This is a genomic window from Enterococcus avium ATCC 14025, assembly GCF_000406965.1.
Taxonomy (GTDB): Bacteria; Bacillota; Bacilli; order Lactobacillales; family Enterococcaceae; genus Enterococcus_A; species Enterococcus_A avium.
In genome coordinates this window covers 745,176-764,559 of sequence record NZ_KE136357.1, presented here as the reverse complement: position 1 = coordinate 764,559, position 19,384 = coordinate 745,176, and the positions used below count along the sequence as shown (strand labels likewise).

Sequence of the window (19,384 nt, the reverse complement as noted above, 5' to 3'; positions counted from 1 at the left end):
GTTTATGATAGCAGGTCTTTATTTTTTTGCTCTTTTAAAGTTTATATTTTGAATAGGACGTTAATATAGACTTATTTTATTATTTTTGTCATTTTCAGACCTCTAATTTGACTAATAATAATAGATGAGAAAGAGCCTATTTATTGTATAAATTGAAGCGGCTTTTCTCAGATCTATAGCCTTGGAAAATGGAAGAAAAGCTAGTCAAAAGGTTGGGAAATGCTGGGAAAGTAATAAAGGAGGCGGAAAAATAATAAAAAGCTATAAGACGATTTTAATGGATTAGTTTGTTTAAGGCGGAGAATCAACGCTTAAGCAAATTATTTACATGTATAAGGAGGTTGTGAAAAATGAAACGATTAAAAAAGCTTTGGTCGTTGTCTGCAATAATTGGCATGATGATTAGTCTTTTTCCGATGTCGGCTATTGCGGAAACCGCGGATCAAACGGGAGTAGTCGTTAATCAAGTGACTGTCACAGATACCAATGATCAGGAAATCACAGAGAATCATCGGATAGATCAAAAGACGGCTGTCAAACTGAATTTAAGTTGGGCACTGGCACAACCGACATTGATTGAGGAAAATACCACCACGATTATTGAGTTGCCCGCAAACCTGCATTATCCAGAGCAATCAGGTAGTTTAGGCGAGATGGGGAATTATCAAGTAAAAAATCAACAACTAATCTTTCAATTCAAACAAAATTATCAAAAAACAGCTGATGGACTTGTACCAGATTTCGCTAGTGCAAAATTTTATGAAGGATTGATTGAGGTAACGGCAGAAACTACATCAGATAATGTAGAAGCAGAAACAATCGATTTTGGGAATAATGTGTTGACCAGTATATATTACAACAAAGCTTCAGATCCAGCGCCCGATATCGTCAACCAAGCTGAGGCAGACCAGACAATAGCTAAAAGACAAGCTCGGGCGGATCATGAAGCAAATCTGAACGCTCGTGGCGTGAATTTATTTACCAATATTAAAATTACGGATTTTAATGACCAAGAGTTTAATGAGGAAAATCCGGCTGTTCAAGATGCTAATATCAAGATTCATTTTGATTGGGTGTTGGATGATGCAGAAATTATACAAAATGGTGATTTTTATACGTATCAGCTGCCTGACTATTTTTCTATTCATAATGCCGTAACAGATGTGCTGAAAAATCAGGATGGAGATGTTTTAGGGTCATTCACCTTAGACTTAAATGGGCTTTTAACCGTCACCTTTAATGATAAAGCCGGAAATTTAAGCGAGCGTCAAGGGACGATTGATTTAAGAACAGAACTGAAAATTACTACGGAAAATGAAACAATTGAGATTTCAACTGGGATCACAGATGAGGCTGGAGTAGAAATTAGGATTGTCATTCCAGTCGTAAAAGCGGACATTAGTAAAAGCGGAAAAATTGAAGCTGATAACTCAGTGACATGGACGATCATCTTAAATGAAGAAAGACGTGATCTGAGAAACGCGGTTTTAAGAGATACGATGCCTGAAGGATTATCTGTTTGGTATACCCAGGATTATGTGATGAATGAGAATGGTGAATGGGTAATACCGCCAGCAGGCTTTATTAATTCTTGGATAGCTGGCACAGATTATGTCTACAAATTTACCTCTGGTGTGATGAATCAGCCAGTAAAAATTGTTCTTAAAATGCGGGTGGCTGATGAAAGCAAGAAGGAATTTCTGAATAAGGCAACGATTAGCGGAGATAACTTTATTTCTAATTCGGCAGAGGCGAGTGTGTCTTTCGATGATAGAGACAATTATAAATATTGTACGGATTATGATTTAAATACCGGTATTTTCAACTGGGAAATCAAAGCTACGTATACGACTGATGGTGGAATTCTTAAGGACTGGATGTATTCAAGATATGGTGATCCGAATACAGCAAAACATTATTTATTGAAAGACAGCATCAAAGTGTATGACGAAAATGGCAATGAAGTCGCTAGTGATAAGTGGACATTTTCAGAAGCAGCGGCTGATTATAGAGAAAAAAACGGAGAGTATGTACACTTTACGTTAAATTTTGCAGAAAAAGGCGTTTATAAAGTGAAGTATTCGACCCAAACATTTGATGTGCCAACGCCATTACGAAGTGCTCTTCAGAATACTGCTTTGATTATTGATGGAACAGAAAGTGAAGAAATTAATGCGGGAGAAACACCAGATGTTGAAGGAGCATTAGGCATCACCAAAACAGCGCCGAGTAAGAATTATGCGACGAACACAATCAGCTGGCAGGTAGTATTGAACAAAAATCGTCTTTTAATGAAAGATGCGATCATCAAAGATAGATACACCACTCTTTCTGGAATAAATAAGAGTGCGCTTCAATTGATTGAATCATCGCTTGTAGTAAAAGCTAACGATGGAACGACTGATAAGGTTTTAACTAAAGATAGCGACTACGTTCTGGAAAAAGTCGATGGCGATGAAGATTACTCGTTAGGATTTAATATCCGATTAATTGGAGCTTATGCAACAACAAGCGATCAAATCACCTTTAATTATGAGACACACTTCTTCATGGACAAACAGCCACATCATGATACGGGTACTACACAGAGATTTGATAATAGCGTAGTGGTAACGTATACCGGTGAAGATGGAAAAAATCACACAGATGGTGCAGAACTTGCCACATGGGTGAGTACACAGTACGCATTTAATGGTTTAAAATATGGGAAATATCTTACAGAAGGGGCAGATGTAGCCAAAGCCTTTAGTCATAATAATCCATTCTTAGAAACAACCGCAGGAGAAAATAGTGTGTACTGGACAGCGTTGTTTAATACATGGAAAACAACCATTCCTAAAGAGACAACGATCAAAGAAGCATTAGGCGAGGGACAAACGCTTAAAGAACTTGTTATTTACGATGTCGATGTGGCTGCTAGTAAGCTAGAAGCTGCTCAATTAGGAACGAAATGGGAAGTCAATGTTGATTATACGTATGAACTTGATGAAGCTGGGGTTCCAACTATTACTTTATTAAAAGACAAAGGGTCAACCTTCGCCATTTTTGTTTCGGCAGAAGCGGCAGATGAAGTTCCAACTTATAAAAATGTTGCGACGATGACAGTAAAGGATAGTAAACCAATAAAGGTCGAAGGAACCGTTGAAAAAAGTGCGAAGGATGCATGGATTTCTAAGAGCGGGCAACAAGGAACAGGTGAAGACTACCGTTCAATCAATTGGTCTGTTGTTTTAAATAAAGACGGGCATACAATTCACGATCCAGTCGTTAAAGACACTGTAAAAATCAGTGAGCAGACATTTGTTTATGACGCTGATAAAAATGTAGTGGTAAAGGTCTTTAAGGCAAAAAATAATGGTTCTGGAACATTTGTTAAAGATGGCGAGGCTCTTGTGTTTACAGAGGAAAACAGCCCTGTGGTTACTTCGGATTCTGCAGCAGGAACTCAAACATTAACCATTCATCTAGGTGAGACGATCGATTCTGCTTACATCATTGAGTATCAAACATTGCTAGATCCGGGGATTCAAAATAATGAAGTGATTGCAAACGAGGCATCACTTTATGGTAAAGACATCCAATTTCATGAAGTAACGAAAACTGTGACCGTGAAATCTACAGATGGTGAAGGAACTTCAAGTGGGAAAAATGGCTCGATCACCTTCCGGAAACTAGATGAGAACGATCAGCTAATTACTACAAGTTCAGCCTTTTTCGATCTTTATCGAAAGGACACTGAAGGCAATCTAACACTGATGCTTTCAAATATTGAAGTAAAAGGCGATAAAATCATTGAAAATGGTGCGGAAGTCGATTATCTGTCTAATTTACGTTATGGAACCTATGTCATTGTAGAAAGTCAAGCACCTGAAGGATATGTGAAGGACAACCAAGAGCATGAGTTTATCATTTCTAGAGAACGAATAAATCATACATTCTCTTTAGAAAATCGAAAAGCTTCTTCAAAAATTGAATTAACGGCGAAGAAAGAATTAAGCGGACGACCTTTAAAAGCTGAAGAATTCAGCTTCAATCTGAAAGGTGAAGGCGTGGATCAAATCCAGAAAAATGCGGCAGATGGAACGATTACATTTGATGCGATCGAGTATGGTGAAGCCGGAACTTACGAGTATACGATTTCCGAAGTGATCCCAGCCGAAAAAGAGGCCGGAATCACCTACGATGACACTATTTATAAGGTGTTCGTGACTGTTGAGGAGAAAGCTGGAAAGCTTGAGACTACCGCTGTTTACGAAGGAGTTGAAGCTGGAAAGCAGCCGATTTTCACGAATCATTTTACTCCAGATAAGGAAATTCCACCGGGTGAACTGCTATTGAAAAAGACAGATAGTAAAACTGGCAAGAGATTGGCAAATGCAGAATTTAAATTAGTAACTGGCGAAGATAAAGTAGTCGAGGGTCAGGAAATGATCGTCACCGGTAAGGATGGAACGATTCTTATTAAAGGTTTGACTGATGGAAGCTATAAGCTGATTGAAACCAAGGCGCCAAAAGGGTACCAATTAGATGCAACACCAATTGAGTTTTCAGTAAAAGATAATCAACCAAATGTAAAAGAGGTTACCAAAGAAAATACGCCAATAGCAGAGCCAGAGATAGAAAAAACAAAGGATGAGACGAAGAACAGTGTCACGAAGAAGAATACGACGACCCATCAAACTACAACGAGAAGCACATCTACGACTTCTAAACGTTTGCCAAGTACAGGAAGTCAAAACAGTGGCATCTGGAGCACTTTGGGCATTTTAGTCCTATTGATTGTATTGGGAGTAGTTGTATTAAAAGTCAGAAAAAAGAGCATTTAAGAAAACATGAAATGAGAGGATTTAATGACAGTCTTACTTTTAACAAAAAGTTATTCATACGAACAGGATTTTGTAAAAAAACTGAATGATTTAGGGTATGAGGTGCTATGCAGTAATCAGGTACTTTTGGATTTGCAAAGTACAGATAAAGAGGAATTTTCTAGCGAGCTTGATTATTTTGATACAGTAATTCTAAGCGAAACCATTTCAGATCAGGAAGTAGCAACTTGTCTAGAAACATTGAAATTGTTTCACTGCAGACTCATACGAAAAACAATTTCAGAGCTAGATGAGGAGACTCGTGAGCAGTGGAAGCAACAAGGAGTCGAATTGATTGTTTCCCAGAAAGTAAGCTTTGAAGAATTACGCGAGCAGATGTCAATTCGCGAGAAAACGAAGCAAAAAAGCAAACCTACGCTGACAAAGGAAAAAGATATTGATTTGGAAAATTTCGATTACCGCTTAACAAAGCAAGAATATCGAGTCTTTCGCTTGCTGAAGCAATCAATAGGAAAATGTATTTCTCGAACGGAGATGTGCTATTACTTGTGGGAATCTGCACCTTCAAGAGCGAAGGAAAGCCGTCTGTCTGGCATTATCAAGTCGCTTAAGAAGAAAATGGTAGAGCACGGCTTAGATGAATCCCAGCTGCAAACCTCTTGGGGAAACGGCTATTGCTTGAAAAAGGTTGTTTCTAAAAAAGCTTCTGTTACAAATCAAGTGTGATGAAATGTGTATAAAAAATGAATTAGTCGATGGAGCATCAAAATATAGGTCATAATTTTTTCAGACTTCAATGAAAGCAGTAAAAAATCTTCGGATTTTATCCTTCGAAAATTTTTTTACTGCTTTTTTTGTCTAAAAAAACAGTGAGCGAATTATTTATGATCAATAAAAATATTGTTATATTTCTAAATTTATAAAGAACAAAGGAGGCTTTCTGATGCTAGATTCTTTTATAAAGGGACAAGATCAACTAGTACAAAAGGTTTTCACGTACTGCTATCGATCGTATAACTCTGTTTTCAGTTATAAAGAACTTACAGAAGAACTGAGTATTTCCTATTCTATGTTAAGACAAGTATTGGATCAGATAGAAACGATTCAACAGAGTTATCCTGAATTTTCGATAGAGCGAGAGAATAAGGAAGCCACAATTAAGTTTTCCGAAAGATTTCTGCTAAATAAAATTCGAGTGGATTTAACCAAATCAACGCTGCCCTTTATTATTTGGGACGCTATTTTTAATCAGAAATTCAAATCCCTGGAATCGTTTAGTCAAAGTCAATACCTAAGTCGTCGAACGGTCCAACGACAAATAGGTGAATTTAGCCCAATTTTGGCTCAATATCAAATCGGTTTGAATTTAAAAAAGAACGGGTATTTAATTGGAGATGAGTTTCGTATTCGTTTTTTCTTTCATAGTTTTTATTGGCATATTTATGATGAAATTGACAGCAATCGTCCTCCGATTGTTCAAAAAAGTGCAACTGTGATCTATCAAAGTTTAACTGAATACTTTCCTTTTCTTAGACATGCAGACAAGGAGCGTTTTATCAATTTTCTGGCAGTGACTGTTATGCGTATTAAACAGGGCTATTTGATTCAAACGATACCGGAAACGGTCAGAAAGTTTTTTAATCCCTTTATTTCCAAAGAGCTTTTTGAAAAAGAAATACTTGTTCCTTTTTTTGAAGCCAACCTACTTTTCGAAAAGGATTTACCTAGTGATGAATTCTTGTATATCTATTATATGTTTACCGTAGGACAGAGCTATTCTCAAGAAACGTTGCAGCAGATTCAATTACAATCGCCAACTTTTCTAAGTGACTATCGACGCTTAATTGACGAATGGATCATTCAGATAGAGGAGCATTTGCAATATCGTTTCGGGCAGGATGAAAAAAGATTTCTATTTATTAATACCACGTATATTTTTTCTTTTTTATTAACATTTGGATTAGGGAAACAAATCGATTCCTTCGGTGATTATATGACAATTTCTGAGGTTGAGGACCAGTATCTTTATCTTTTTGATCTCCTAGAAAGGATCGCTCACAGTGTGGATACGCCGAATGAAAAATGGAGAAAGACAATCAATTCAAATTCCTTCAAATATTATGTTTCACAACTGCTTTATCATATTCTGATGGACCGCGATCTACCTATCCGTGTGGCGATAGAGTCCAAAGGGCGGGGACTAGAAGAACAGCTGCAGAAACAAACTTTGGTGCGAATCAGTCCGCGCCCGATTATTATTGTCGGTATTCGTCAAAAACCGGATGTTGTGATTTCCGATTACGCGATTGATTTGTCTAAGTATTTTTCTCGCGATTTGCCGCATCTTTTTCAATGGGACGAAAAGCAGTATCTTTCAGATTGGGTTCGAGTAATTACCTTTATCAATAAAATTCGTGATCAAAAATACAATCAGTTATTATCGTAAAAGAACTGTCGGTGCAACTAGAAAATGATCGCGAACAGTATGATTTTTTCGTGTTTGATTCTTTTTTTTATTTGATTGAAAAGAACAAATTCTGGCTGAAAATAGCAAATAATGCTAATATGCAAAATGCAAAGGGAGAATTTGTGTGAAAAAAGAATATTTTTTAAAAGGGTTAGCAGTAGTTATCGCCTTATTTGGATTCGTATTGGGGATGATAAGTAATAATGCAGTCGCAGGACTATTTCCTGCTAGTATGCTCTTAGTAAGTGCATTGGTGAGTACAGTAGTACACATTTCTATTTGCTTATTGTTTTTCTATTTTGCTAGTAGGGTGGAAAAAAAGACAATTCGTAATTATGGAATGAGCTGGAACAAGGGTGATGGGCGTCAGTTAATTTATGGACTGTTAGCAGGAATCGGTGTATTTTTGCTTATTACGGGGACACTTTATTTACCAGGACTTTATCAGTTGAAAACAGGAAATCAAAATCTGTATAAATTACTTGTTAATTTTGTGATTTTTGTGGCTGTCGGTACGAGTGAAGAGTTATTTTTCCGTGGGTTTATTCAGCATCGGCTGTTAAAATTTGGACCAATTATCGCCTTACTAGGTTCAGGTCTTCTTTTTGCCTTAGTACATGCTCTAAATCCAAATGTAAGCTTACTAGCTTTAGTGAATGTTTTTCTCGCCGGATGCTTTTTTGGAGTGTTGATGTATAAAACTGGAAGCTTGCTTGCAGCGATCGGTGCTCACATTACCTGGAATTGGGTGCAAGGTTCCTTATTGGGAATTCCAGTCAGCGGAACTACCGAATCTGGATACTTTAGAACGATCATTCATGGGGATAACCCGCTACTAACTGGAGGACAGTTCGGAGCAGAGGCAGCACTGTCAACAACTATTGTCTTAGCTGTTCTTACTCTAGTCCTTCTACTTTATTTATATAAAACGAAACAAATCAACAGCATCGTCTGATAAGTGATTAGTGATGATCAGAACAGACTTCCTTCGAATCTGAGGGAAGTCTGTTCTTTAGCTGGTCATTACGTGCTGAGAAGAAAGGGTTAGGAGTTAAAAGAAATGCAAACGTTTTTAACAAAAACATCTGTAAAAAAAGTGGTCCTACTTGATCACCTGCTGGAGAAAAATGATTGGTGCACTATAAAGGAATTGAAAAGCTTGCTCAAGGTTACAAATAAATCTGTCTTACACTACATTGAAGAATTATCAGGACTGTTTGAAATCTATGATGGTAGAATTTATCTGTTAAATGATGAAAACAAACGCTTCTATGTCAAAAAGGAAGAGGATTTTCCAATCTATGCAATCTACCTTCATTTCTATAAAGCTTCGTACAATTATCAGCTAATCGATTTTATGTATCGTCAGCCTGAAAAGTCGTTAAAGGATTTTGCGGAAAAGCAATTTACGAGCGTATCGACTGTTTTTCGGTATGCAAAGTTACTTGGTCCATATTTCGAGCGTTATCACATTGACTTTCAGCCCTATAAGCTCTATTTACAGGCAGAGGAAAAAAGAATTCGTTGCTTTTACTATTACTTTTACTGGCATTCAACGCGGGAAAATATTGGAAGTTGGCCCTTTGCTACAAAGTTAAACAAGATAGAATCATATATAGAAAGCTTTGAAGAAAACTATCGAATTTCGTTGGAACCCCTGCAGAAACGTATATTTTCTTATTGGCTGGCAATAACCTTGGAAAGAAGCAAAATCGTCAATATATCAATTCACACTAGCGTGAAGGCGGTCATCGAATTAGATCCATTTTTTGAACGACTGAGACATTGGCACAGCGAAACCGACATGGTCTTAAATAATGATGAGCTGTTTTTTCTCTATCAAGTCATTTACTCCTTCGGCATTATTGATGGGAACAAATGCTATGAGAATAGTTACGCCGCGGCACATCAAAAGGCTAACACCGATTCTTATCGAGCGGTGGAGAATTTAGCTGCTGCTTTGAGACAGGAGTTCAATTTTGAATTGGCTGTAATGGATCAAGAGCTATTATTCAATTTTATTGCCTTTCATGAGAGGAGCCTATTTTTTTATGGAAATACTGATCTCTTCTTTAATCGTTCCTATCAGAATGAGGTTCTTGGAGAGAAACCTAGGAATTATCATATAATTAACACGTTTCATAAAACACTGAATCAAATGGCAGATAAACAAGTATCGGCTATTTTAGATAATTGGGAGCAGCTATTTTTAAACTATTACTTTGTTTTAGATTATTACGGACTGTTTTTAAGCAGTTTTAAGCCTTTAAAGGTATTAATTCAAGATGATCTGCACCATACTCATCGCTTATGGTTGATGAATAAAATCAATGTACAATTTGGTCATACGTATACTTTTGCATTTTATGATTATAAAACAAAGGCCTCAGAAGTAGATTTAGTCGTTTCTAACTATTATTTCAATACTGGAGATACACCGTTGGTATTAATGGAAAACATCCCCACTGAAAGAAACTGGCGACAATTGGGGAAAGTTATCTATGATATAGCCAATCAAAAAGACGCATGGACGTAAAAGTCGATGCGTCTTTTTAATTTGATGAAAGAAGTATTTCTAATTTTTTTCCGGATTTAGGAAAATTTTCGAACTAGAAATAGTAAGGGGTCCATGCGAGAATTGATTTAGTCGAATTAGACTAATTATTATTTAGGAGGAATTATAGAATGAAAAAAACGATAGTTACGACCGCCGCACTAGGGTTATTGGCATTAAGTGCGACAAGTACGACTGTTTTTGCTACTGACTTTACAGAAAATACGAACAAAACAGACGTAACATTCACTGCAGGATCGGGAGAAGATGTGGACCCAATTGTTCCAGATGATACTCATGATGATGATCCAGGTACAGGAGGTACCGGAGCTCTATCTATTCCTTATGCATCAAATATTACATTTGGTCAACAAGAAATCAGACAGGGAGATACAGATTACTTTGCAATGAATCAAAAGCCACACGTGCAGGTAAACGATACTCGAGGCGGAGCAAAAGGTTGGACACTTGGTGTAACTATCTCTCCATTTGTAGGTGAAAATGGCAAAGAGCTAACTGGAGCAAAAATGTCATTAGCCAATGGGAAAGTCGTGACAAAAGACAATGAATCAGTAGCGCCTAAAATGGCAAATGATTTCTTTGAATTGAGTGATGAATATCAAGATGTAATGTTGGCAAAAGAAGGACAAGGTGCTGGAGGTTTTGCGGCAGTCTTTGAGGGCCAAGACGGTCAAAATGAAAATGTGAAGCTTCACGTACCGCGTGCTGGATTGGAAGCACAAAGCTATACGGCAGATTTAACATGGGTGTTAACTGATGCGCCAGCGTAGGAAGCTAGGAGGGTGGGGGAAGAGATTCCCCCTCTTTTTTATTCTTTGTTTTGTTAGCTTAGCAGTTCTTTTTTTACCAACTCATACTTTGGCTGAAGAAAAAAACACGACAAATAAGGTCAGCTTTGATGCTCAAGCAGTTTTACCTGATAATCAGCAATCTGAGGCAAGCTATTATGATCTGAAGGTGCAGCCTGGTGCTGAGCAGGAGCTAACACTTAAGCTGCAAAATACAAGTGAAAAGCAGATTCAGGTCATCGTTGAGGGAAATAACGCCATTACTAATAAAAATGGTTCAATTGATTATTCAAAGCATGGAGCCAAGCTAATCGGCGGACCCTCTTTTGAAGAACTTATCTCTGAGCCACAGACAGTTACACTGAAGCCAGGAGAAGCACGAGATGTAAGCTTTCAATTAAAAATTCCTGCTGAAGGATTCGATGGAACGATTCTAGGCGGTTTTTATTGCTATGAAGATACGAAAGGGCAAGAAAAAAAGGATGAAGGGTTCAGTCTTAAAAATAAATTTGCCTATACTATTGGTGCCAAACTCAGCTGTTCGGATAAAGAGATTCAACCAGGATTGGCTTTAAAAAAAGTGACTCCAGGATTAGACAATGGTTATTTGACAGTATTTGCTGAGATGGAAAATACGCAGCCTCTACTCATGAGCAAATTGGCCATGCATGCGACGGTGACAAAAAAAGGTCAGAAGGACATACTGAAAGTCTTAGATAAAAAAATCTCCTTTGCACCGCGAACCAGCTTCCGTTTGCCAATCAGCTGGAATAACGAGCCTCTTAAAAAAGGCAAGTATGAACTAACAATGCATTTAAAAAATGATGCAGGAAAGAAGTGGCTGTTTAGAAAAGAGTTTGAAATCAAAGGTACGGATGAAAAATTGAATAAGCAAGCAGTAGAAGTAAAAGACACAAAGGATTATAGCTGGTTGCTTTATTTAATAGGGATCGTATTCTTGGGAATCATTCTTGGTTTAATCGTGTATATTTACAAATTAAAAAGTAAAGATCGATAGAGCGGGGGAGAAAAATGAAAAAAGTTTTGAGCTTCTTGCTTTTGGCGTTATTGATAGGGGTATCTATGCCAGCAGAAGCTGCTGAGCAAGCCAAAAGTGAAGTGGGTATAACATTTTATCAACCTAGTAATAAAAATCAAACGATACCAATGGAGAAGGTATCGATGAATGATTCCAAAAATGACGCACCTCAAATGGGGGCAGTCGCAACAGGATCAGGTTCTAAAATGTACCCAAAAACAAATGAAGAAAAATCACTTTTATTCGGAGGAATCGGCCTGCTGATTCTAGTTTTAGTTGTTTTCATCTACTCGTTGAAAACGAAACTTAGAAATGAGGCGATGCAAGATGAAAAAGCGTAGTCATTTATTGTTTTGGCTAATATTATTTGCAGGTGTTTTCTGGAACTCAGTCAGAGTAGAGGCGGCACCTAGACCTCTGACAGATCTAGGGTACTTCCATTGGGCAAACCAATCAGTAACACCAGCAGAAAATACCTTCATCATGCATTATGGAAAAAATACGACTGTTGAAGCGCTTGAAGGAGATGTCGGTTCAGATTATATATCGGTTGATCGAAAGACAAATAGAAGTAAAGCGTTAGTGAAAAATGTCGGTTTCTATGAGGGAAAAGAAGTAAGCTTACTGATAACAGTGGAGAGAAATAAAAGCAATTTAGATGGCGGGACCATCAGCTTCACAAAGAGCTATTTTCTGGGAATTGATATTTCAGGTGAAATGATCGTCACTTATGATTTTTTGGACAAAAATGGTCAGCCTATGGAGATAAAAACCGCATTTAATTATTATGGGCTAAATCAAAACAAATATATTGGCTATAAAAATCCAGGCACAATAATTGATTCATTGTATGCGGAAAATCCAACACATATTCTTTATGATACTTGGGACGGCGGAGGAGATAAATATTGGTTATATCTAAAAAATATCACCGCTGGAATTCCTTGGCGAGATCCGCGTCAGCGTTTTGAAGTAACAACAAATGCTGTTTCTACTATCACGTTTATGGTACACAACAACGATGTTACTCCTTCGTCAATTGTTTATTTCACAGATTTTATAGCCAAACCAGAATTTCCTCCTGCTTACGCTGTAGATTCAGAATTTGAAGTAGCAAATAAAGATGTTTATTTGAAGGCACAACAGACGATGCCAAATGTTGATCAATGGTCAAAAACAAATCAAATGGAAATTGATTTTAATTTGGAGCAGGTGAATCAGACAAGACAATATGAGCCAGAAAAAATGAGAATAACTAATATAATTGGAGAGGATCTTACCGATTTATTTAGTTATCAGGTCACAGATGACAACCATGTGATAATTAAAGCTAAGAATCCAACAGATAATCGTCTATATGACACCGTTCTTCAATATAACGTATATCTAAAATGGATCGGAGCAGAAAATCCTGTTGATTCTTCTGCTGTTTCTGATGGGAAATTAAGCTTGCCGTTTAGTGTACAAACTATTTTTGATGGAAAAAATTTAGGAGAAAAATCAGCGGCTTCAGTAATCAATTATGGTGCAAAAATAACTATAGCCTTTTTAGACGAAAGAGACAACACGTTACGTGAGTCGATAACGAAAGAAGGAATCCTAACCACACCCTTTGATTTATCTAATGATTATCCAGAAATTCCTGGATATGAACCTATCAAGGATAATAAGCAAGACAAGGGAATCTTCTTGCCGGATGAACAGATGATTGTTCATCGTTATCGTGAAAAAAAGGTATTGCAATTCAAACTGAATGATAATGAAAATCCGCTCTACATCTCGCGTTTTACTAATTCACGCGAACTTTCATATACGTTTTCGCACGACACTGGTGCTAAGGTGTATCTGATGGCTCGTTGCGGTACTGAAGAAAAAGTACTAAAGGAATACGCAGACGCTCCTGAAAATATGGTAGATAAGGTTAAGTTCACATTTCCTGAAAATTGGCTAGATCAAGAGGTTTTCTTCTATATAAAAGACGATAACAATCAAGAATCTGAAAAGGAAAGTAGAATTATCAAGAAAGAATCTAGTCCTAAGCTTATTATTCCTAATACGATTAGTTTCGGTGAAAATGAGATTCCAGCGATGGATAAGTTAATCTCTGCAACCACGAAGGAAGAATTTGGGGTTGAGGATGTAAGCAAGCTGGATAAAAGTCACTGGACAATTAAAGTAAAAGAAGAACAGCCGCTAACAAATGAAAAAGGCCAGGTACTCGCTCAAAGATTAAGCTATAAAAACCAGAAGCAAGATATTCCAATTAATGAGGACGATCAACCGATCTGGGATGGAAGCGGCAGTACGAAGGTTAGTTTGGCGGAGCATTTGCAATTAGCAATTCATCCCTCAGACACAGTCGGCACATACAATGGCGTATTGTGTTGGTCACTTGAGGATGTACCAGAAGAATAAATCAGTAGTAACTGTAAGGTACTAAAAAAACATAATGAAACAACTTCCTAAGCTATGCAAAATGGGTGGATGTAAGAGCAGCGATAAGGGAGTTTTAATATGAAAAAGTTTGAAGTAAAACATTTCACATCGACTTCAGGTTCGATAATTAATAGCCTCAATTGAAAAAAGTCTTATTCGTTTGAAGAATGAGGTGAAGGATTTGATTCCTCCAATGTTTTGTTTATTTCGTCTATGGAGCAGTGCATATACTCGCGCTTACTTTTTTACTAGCAATTGAAAGATCAAATAACAGTAAAACGCTTTTTTAGGAGGAAGACAATGGGAATAAGTGTATCTACTAAAAAGATTGTTTATCAGTTGTACAATCATTTGATTGCTCGTGCTGATAAAAATAAAGGATTAAGGGATATCACTGATGTTCTGCTACAAGTCTATACTGAGATAGATTCTTCGAAATACCCAGAATTGCTTGAAAATAGGCTAGTAAATTATATTTTGATAGTTGCTGTAGACAATCATGTACTTTTTGATACGTATGAAAAGAAACGTATTTTAGAATTAGAAAATATTGCAAAAAATTTGGGAGCTACTATCAATTACCAAGCCGGGTGTGTATCTAAGGCACAGTTTTACGAGTAGATTTGAGCATCAAATAAAAATAGATTTAAGCAGGGTGAGGAAAATCAAAATATTAATACTAACTCATAATATTTTAAACGAGTGCTCTATGCAGGAGAGTTTACAGAAGTTCAATTATGAAGTCTTCGTATCAAAAACGATGCTTGATGACATATTACGTATGAGTGTTCAAGGGAGTATTCGTTTTTTTCAACTTGTCATATTGAGTGAATCTTTATCTAACAAAGAAGTAGAAATGATTGTTCCTCAATTAAAGGAAAAACGAGTTTTTGTTTTCAGAGAATATTTAAATGAGCCAATTGACAATGAAAAAAACAGTATAAAAGACTTAGCAATTGATAAATGGATACCAAAAGATATCGGGATGGATCTTTTACGTGAACTGATAAGTGATTGTGCCGGTATTGCAAGGAAAGAATCTGAAAAGAAGCATGCCGATAATTATGATTACGATCGAATATTTTTAGATTTCACGAAAAATCAACAAAAATTTTTCCAGAAATTGTACGATGCACATGCTTCGATTGTGTCTAGAGAAGAGTTATGCAAATATATATGGAATAAAGAGCCATCGAATTCAAACTTGGCCCAACTGTCAGTTTTATCAAAAGATCTTCGCCGCAAATTGATCAACGAAGGCTTTTCCGAAGATGTTTTGGAAACAGTATGGGGCAAGGGGTATTACTTGAAAAATGGGGGTTGTCAACTAAACTGTGGAAGTTAAATAGTTAAGAGTTTTTAACAACCCAAATTCTCTTGGCTATTTTTAAAATCAGATAAATTTTAATTGGACACATAGTTGAATAAACCTACCGTTGTTATGGAAGGTAAATCGCATACTTTTCAATTCTAGAGGAGAAGGTCTCGTTGATCATTAACTGATTAAGCACCATAGCCCAGTTTTGAATTCGACCACCTGACCACTTCGCGTGTAATTCTTTCGTGCGTAAATAAAGTAGTTTTAGGAGTGCATTCTCATTAGAGAACGCTCCTTTTTTTGTGACTTTTCTGAAGCTGGAGTGAACACTTTCAACCGCATTGGTAGTGTACATAATTTTTCGAATGGCACTACCATAATCAAATAGTTGTTCAACATGTGCAAAGTTCCGTTTCCAGACATCTACAGCACCAGAATAATGAGACCACCGATTTTGAAAACTGTCAAAAGTAGCATGTGCAGCGTTTAGAGACGAAGCACCGTAGAATTTTTTCATATCTCGGCAGACTTCCTTATAATCCTTACTTGGAATATAGCGCAATGCATTTCGAACAAGATGAACAATACAGCGCTGAACAATTACCGATGGAAAGATCGCTTTTGCGCCTTCTTCAAGACCAGAAACCCCATCCATAGAAATGAAAAAAACATCTTCGACACCACGTGCTTTCAATTCATCGAACACTTGCATCCAGCGATTTTTAGATTCTGTTTGATTTAACCATAATCCTAAAATCTCCTTATTTCCTTTGAGATCATAGCCAAGAATGGTGTATACAGCATATTCTTTGGCTTCATAATTTTCTCTTAAAGTAACATACATACAATCAACGAATAGAAAAGCATAGCACTTGGCCAATGGACGGGCTTGCCATTCTTCCAATTCAGGAAGAACAGCGTCAGTGATGTCTGAAATCATTTCATGGGAAATATCAAAGCCATAAATGTCTTCGACGGTTGCGGCGATATCTCGTTGACTCATTCCTCGTGCATACATGGAAAGAACCTTCCCTTCGATGTCGGAAACATCTCGTTTTCGCTTAGGAATTAACTCTGGTTCGAAGGAAGCCTCCCGGTCTCTAGGAACATCAATAGCTACTTCACCAAAACTGGTTTTAAGTGTTTTATTTCCATAGCCATTTCGACGGTTATCGTGTTCCTTAGGCTCTTTAGAATGGGCATCATAACCTAAATGATTATTCAATTCTCCTTGAAGCATCTTTTCAAAAAGGGGACCAAACACATCTTTCAAAGCATCTTGCATGTCATCGACAGATTCAGGTTGATAGGCATTCAGAATGGATTCAGCTAACTTTTCGGCATCAGGATTTCTTTTCTTTCTAGCCATCGTGTACTCACCTCTTGATCTTATTGTAGAAAAAGAAAAACCGCGAAGCAACCACCTGCCTAGGATTAATGGTTACTTACACGGTTTATATTACACTCTCGAAAAATGAATTTTATGATCTTTGCAGGCGACCTGATAAAAAGTACTCTGATTATTCTACCGAAAGCAACACGGAATGTCAGATTATTTGAGGGGAACAAGCCGCTATTTCTGAGCCTAATAAAGGTAATCTATTCGTAATTGTATAAGTATAAATAAGGAACACACTTATGATCTGTTGATTCAGCTCATAAATGTGTTCCTTTATTTTTGCTTGCATTTTATGGACTAATTTTTTGTAATCTATGTTTCTCTTCATTTTATTTTTACGTTTAGACAATGGGAAACTAATCTGATAAAAATTTACTCATCAGAAAAGCTAAATTATTTGAAAATTTTGCATGAAAACGGCAAACTAAGATAAATGTAAAAAAATAATTTGAGTACGAGGAGGGCGACCTTGTGAAGCCAAAAATTAGTCGGGACGAAGTAAAAAAAATGCTTGTTTCTGATTCATATTTTGAGAAAAGACACTACCTGTTGAAAATCCTACAAACTGTGGTTGCCATTTTTAGTTGGCTTTGTGTAGTTGCTCCTTTTATATGGATATTACTGCCATTCATATCTCCGGAGAATGCACGAGAGAATCATATTCTAGTTTATTAAGGAAGAAATGCAAACGTTAAAATTTCTGTTCATATTCTTATGTATCATGTTTGTGGTCATTGCGGTGATTTTCATTTTACTGACGATTTGGAATAATTATCGTTTTAAAAATCTTTTACAAAAATCAGTCCAGTATGACGAAGAACGCTTAGATGCTCGTCGGCAGTTACTAAAAGACGAGTATGACAAACGCTTTGGCCCAGAAGAGTTTCGCAGAGAGGTTTGCTACTATTCGGTAAAGGAAGAGCAGAATCTGGATACGGACTTTGTACGAAACCTGTATAAAAAAGGTGGTGTGAAGTTATGATTACTTTTTTCCATACTGGCAATTATATTGTTGATGTCATTTTTACGTTGATGTTCTTGGTACTGATTACTTATCCGATTATTGGCGGCTTTTCTTGGTTTATTGGTGTTTTTTGCTATACTTTTTTGTTCAAGTATCGTCAAAAGGATTGGCACGAGATTCCCTCAGAAATTGAACCTTTTATTACCATCATGGTTCCAGCCCACAACGAAGAAATTGTTATTGAAAATACGATAGAATATTTAATGACAAAAATAAATTATGAGCATTATGAGGTATTAGTGACTGATGATGGCTCTACAGACAGTACGCCTGAAATATTAGCTAGGTTACAAAAAAAGTACCCAAAACTGCGAGTCATCCGAATTGAAAAGAATAAAGGCAAGGCTCATGCTTTTAATATTGGCTTTGCGTTTGCTCGTGGGAAACTGCTTTTGAGCAATGATGCGGATACGGTTCCAGAACCTGATTCTTTGAATATGTATGTGAATTACTTTCTTAGATCAGATTCAACGAATATTTCTGCGATTACAGCGAATATGGACGTGCAAAATAGAACCAGACTTATCGCAAAATCGCAAACGGTAGAATTCTCCAGTATCGTAGGCATTATCAAACGGACTCAAATTGGCGTTTTAGGAAGTATCTACGCCTACAGCGGAGCAAATACGATGTATAGAAAAGATGCATTGATCGATGTCGGCTTATTCAGACAAGACAGAGCTACTGAAGATATCAGTATTGCGTGGGATCATCAAATGGATGGCTGGTTATCGCTTTTTGCGCCGCGGATCATGTTTTTCATGGAGGTTCCAGAATCCTTGAAGATGCTTTACCGTCAAAGAAAACGTTGGGCTAAAGGTGGAACAGAAGTTTGGCTAACCAATTTTAGGAAAGTGCTGCTGCATCCTTTCAATAATCTTGGTCGTACAGTGATGTTTATTGATCAAACCTTTAGTATAATCTGGTCCTTCTTCTTTTGGATCTCTTCATTTATGTTTGTATGGAGCTTGGCTCGCTTTGCACTAGATGGAAATACGGAACGAATCTATCATATGTTTACGATGGCTTTTCTCTTTGTCTGCTTTGAAATGATCTCAGGAATTCTTCAATTAGTGGCTTCACTGATTGTGGATGATCGTGGCAGGAAAATAAAATATTTATTATTTGCGCCGCTATACATGCTTTTTTATTGGATAATGAATGCAGTAACAATCGTGGTAACATTTATTCCTGCAATAAAAACTATCATGGGATTAGGCTCCGGTACCTGGAAGAGCCCAGAAAGAAAAGGAGCGCCGCCTGCAAAAAAGGCTTCGGAAGAATAAACTTTAAAAAGATACCGCTGTTTTAGCGCGGGTAGCAGAATAGGTTTATGACTGTGCTAAATAGCCTAGTTGTAAACCTATTTTTTGGAAGAAAAAATGAACTTAGTCAGATGAGTAGAAAGATTTTTTTCAGTTAAAATAAAGAACCGTCTATTTATTTATTGTTATTTTATTCTATTGAAGATGAACTGAAGAAAAATGACAATAAATCTATAATATAACCGTT

15 protein-coding genes are annotated in these 19,384 nt (G+C 36.9%); 14 read left to right on the top strand and 1 reads right to left on the bottom strand.

Annotated elements, in window-relative coordinates:
• Nucleotides 1–350: 350 nt before the first annotated feature.
• The 11 genes from OMU_RS03620 to OMU_RS03570 all read left to right on the top strand — a co-directional run bounded on the left by OMU_RS03620 (nucleotide 351) and on the right by OMU_RS03570 (nucleotide 15,476).
• Nucleotides 351–4,826: a SpaA isopeptide-forming pilin-related protein gene (locus OMU_RS03620; protein ID WP_016178604.1), complete on the top strand. Its 4,476-nt coding sequence runs from the start codon at nucleotides 351–353 to the stop codon at nucleotides 4,824–4,826.
• Between the two features lie 24 nt (nucleotides 4,827–4,850).
• Nucleotides 4,851–5,552 (top strand): helix-turn-helix domain-containing protein, encoded by a 702-nt coding sequence (locus OMU_RS03615; protein WP_016178603.1) that lies wholly within the window; start codon nucleotides 4,851–4,853, stop codon nucleotides 5,550–5,552.
• Nucleotides 5,553–5,769: 217 nt separating this feature from the next.
• Nucleotides 5,770–7,272 carry a helix-turn-helix domain-containing protein gene (locus OMU_RS03610; RefSeq protein WP_016178602.1) on the top strand — a complete coding sequence of 501 codons (1,503 nt, stop codon included), beginning with the start codon at nucleotides 5,770–5,772 and terminating at the stop codon, nucleotides 7,270–7,272.
• Between the two features lie 145 nt (nucleotides 7,273–7,417).
• A complete protein-coding gene (locus tag OMU_RS03605) occupies nucleotides 7,418–8,248 on the top strand; it encodes a CPBP family intramembrane glutamic endopeptidase (protein ID WP_016178601.1) in 831 nt (276 codons plus the stop codon).
• A gap of 105 nt (nucleotides 8,249–8,353) precedes the next feature.
• On the top strand, nucleotides 8,354–9,829 hold the full coding sequence (locus tag OMU_RS03600) for an AcpB/EbpR/MafR family transcriptional regulator (protein WP_016178600.1): 1,476 nt from the start codon (nucleotides 8,354–8,356) through the stop codon (nucleotides 9,827–9,829).
• Between the two features lie 149 nt (nucleotides 9,830–9,978).
• Nucleotides 9,979–10,638 carry a WxL domain-containing protein gene (locus tag OMU_RS03595; protein ID WP_016178599.1) on the top strand — a complete coding sequence of 220 codons (660 nt, stop codon included), beginning with the start codon at nucleotides 9,979–9,981 and terminating at the stop codon, nucleotides 10,636–10,638.
• On the top strand, nucleotides 10,625–11,674 hold the full coding sequence (locus tag OMU_RS03590) for a WxLIP family cell surface protein (RefSeq protein ID WP_016178598.1): 1,050 nt from the start codon (nucleotides 10,625–10,627) through the stop codon (nucleotides 11,672–11,674). The genes OMU_RS03595 and OMU_RS03590 overlap by 14 nt, the downstream gene beginning before the upstream one ends.
• 14 nt (nucleotides 11,675–11,688) lie before the next feature.
• Nucleotides 11,689–12,036, top strand: a complete 348-nt coding sequence (locus OMU_RS03585; protein ID WP_016178597.1) for an EF2685/EF0750 family sortase-dependent surface protein — start codon at nucleotides 11,689–11,691, stop codon at nucleotides 12,034–12,036.
• Complete coding sequence (locus OMU_RS03580) at nucleotides 12,023–14,110, top strand: MucBP domain-containing protein (RefSeq protein WP_016178596.1); 2,088 nt, start codon at nucleotides 12,023–12,025, stop codon at nucleotides 14,108–14,110. Before OMU_RS03585 ends, OMU_RS03580 begins: the two co-directional genes overlap by 14 nt.
• A 321-nt stretch (nucleotides 14,111–14,431) precedes the next feature.
• Complete coding sequence (locus tag OMU_RS03575; protein WP_016178595.1) at nucleotides 14,432–14,752, top strand: bacteriocin immunity protein; 321 nt, start codon at nucleotides 14,432–14,434, stop codon at nucleotides 14,750–14,752.
• A gap of 88 nt (nucleotides 14,753–14,840) precedes the next feature.
• Nucleotides 14,841–15,476 carry a winged helix-turn-helix domain-containing protein gene (locus OMU_RS03570; RefSeq protein ID WP_016178594.1) on the top strand — a complete coding sequence of 212 codons (636 nt, stop codon included), beginning with the start codon at nucleotides 14,841–14,843 and terminating at the stop codon, nucleotides 15,474–15,476.
• Between the two features lie 94 nt (nucleotides 15,477–15,570).
• Here the strand turns inward: OMU_RS03570 and OMU_RS03565 are convergent, their stop codons facing one another.
• A complete protein-coding gene (locus tag OMU_RS03565; RefSeq protein ID WP_016178593.1) occupies nucleotides 15,571–16,818 on the bottom strand; it encodes an IS256 family transposase in 1,248 nt (415 codons plus the stop codon).
• A 501-nt stretch (nucleotides 16,819–17,319) separates the two neighbouring features.
• Here OMU_RS03565 and OMU_RS03560 point away from each other — a divergent pair.
• The 3 genes from OMU_RS03560 to OMU_RS03550 are packed head-to-tail and all read left to right on the top strand — an operon-like array spanning nucleotide 17,320 to nucleotide 19,158.
• A complete protein-coding gene (locus tag OMU_RS03560) occupies nucleotides 17,320–17,523 on the top strand; it encodes a hypothetical protein (RefSeq protein ID WP_016178592.1) in 204 nt (67 codons plus the stop codon).
• A 7-nt stretch (nucleotides 17,524–17,530) separates the two neighbouring features.
• Nucleotides 17,531–17,830 (top strand): hypothetical protein, encoded by a 300-nt coding sequence (locus OMU_RS03555; RefSeq protein ID WP_016178591.1) that lies wholly within the window; start codon nucleotides 17,531–17,533, stop codon nucleotides 17,828–17,830.
• A complete protein-coding gene (locus tag OMU_RS03550) occupies nucleotides 17,827–19,158 on the top strand; it encodes a glycosyltransferase family 2 protein (protein WP_016178590.1) in 1,332 nt (443 codons plus the stop codon). The genes OMU_RS03555 and OMU_RS03550 overlap by 4 nt, the downstream gene beginning before the upstream one ends.
• Nucleotides 19,159–19,384: the final 226 nt, after the last annotated feature.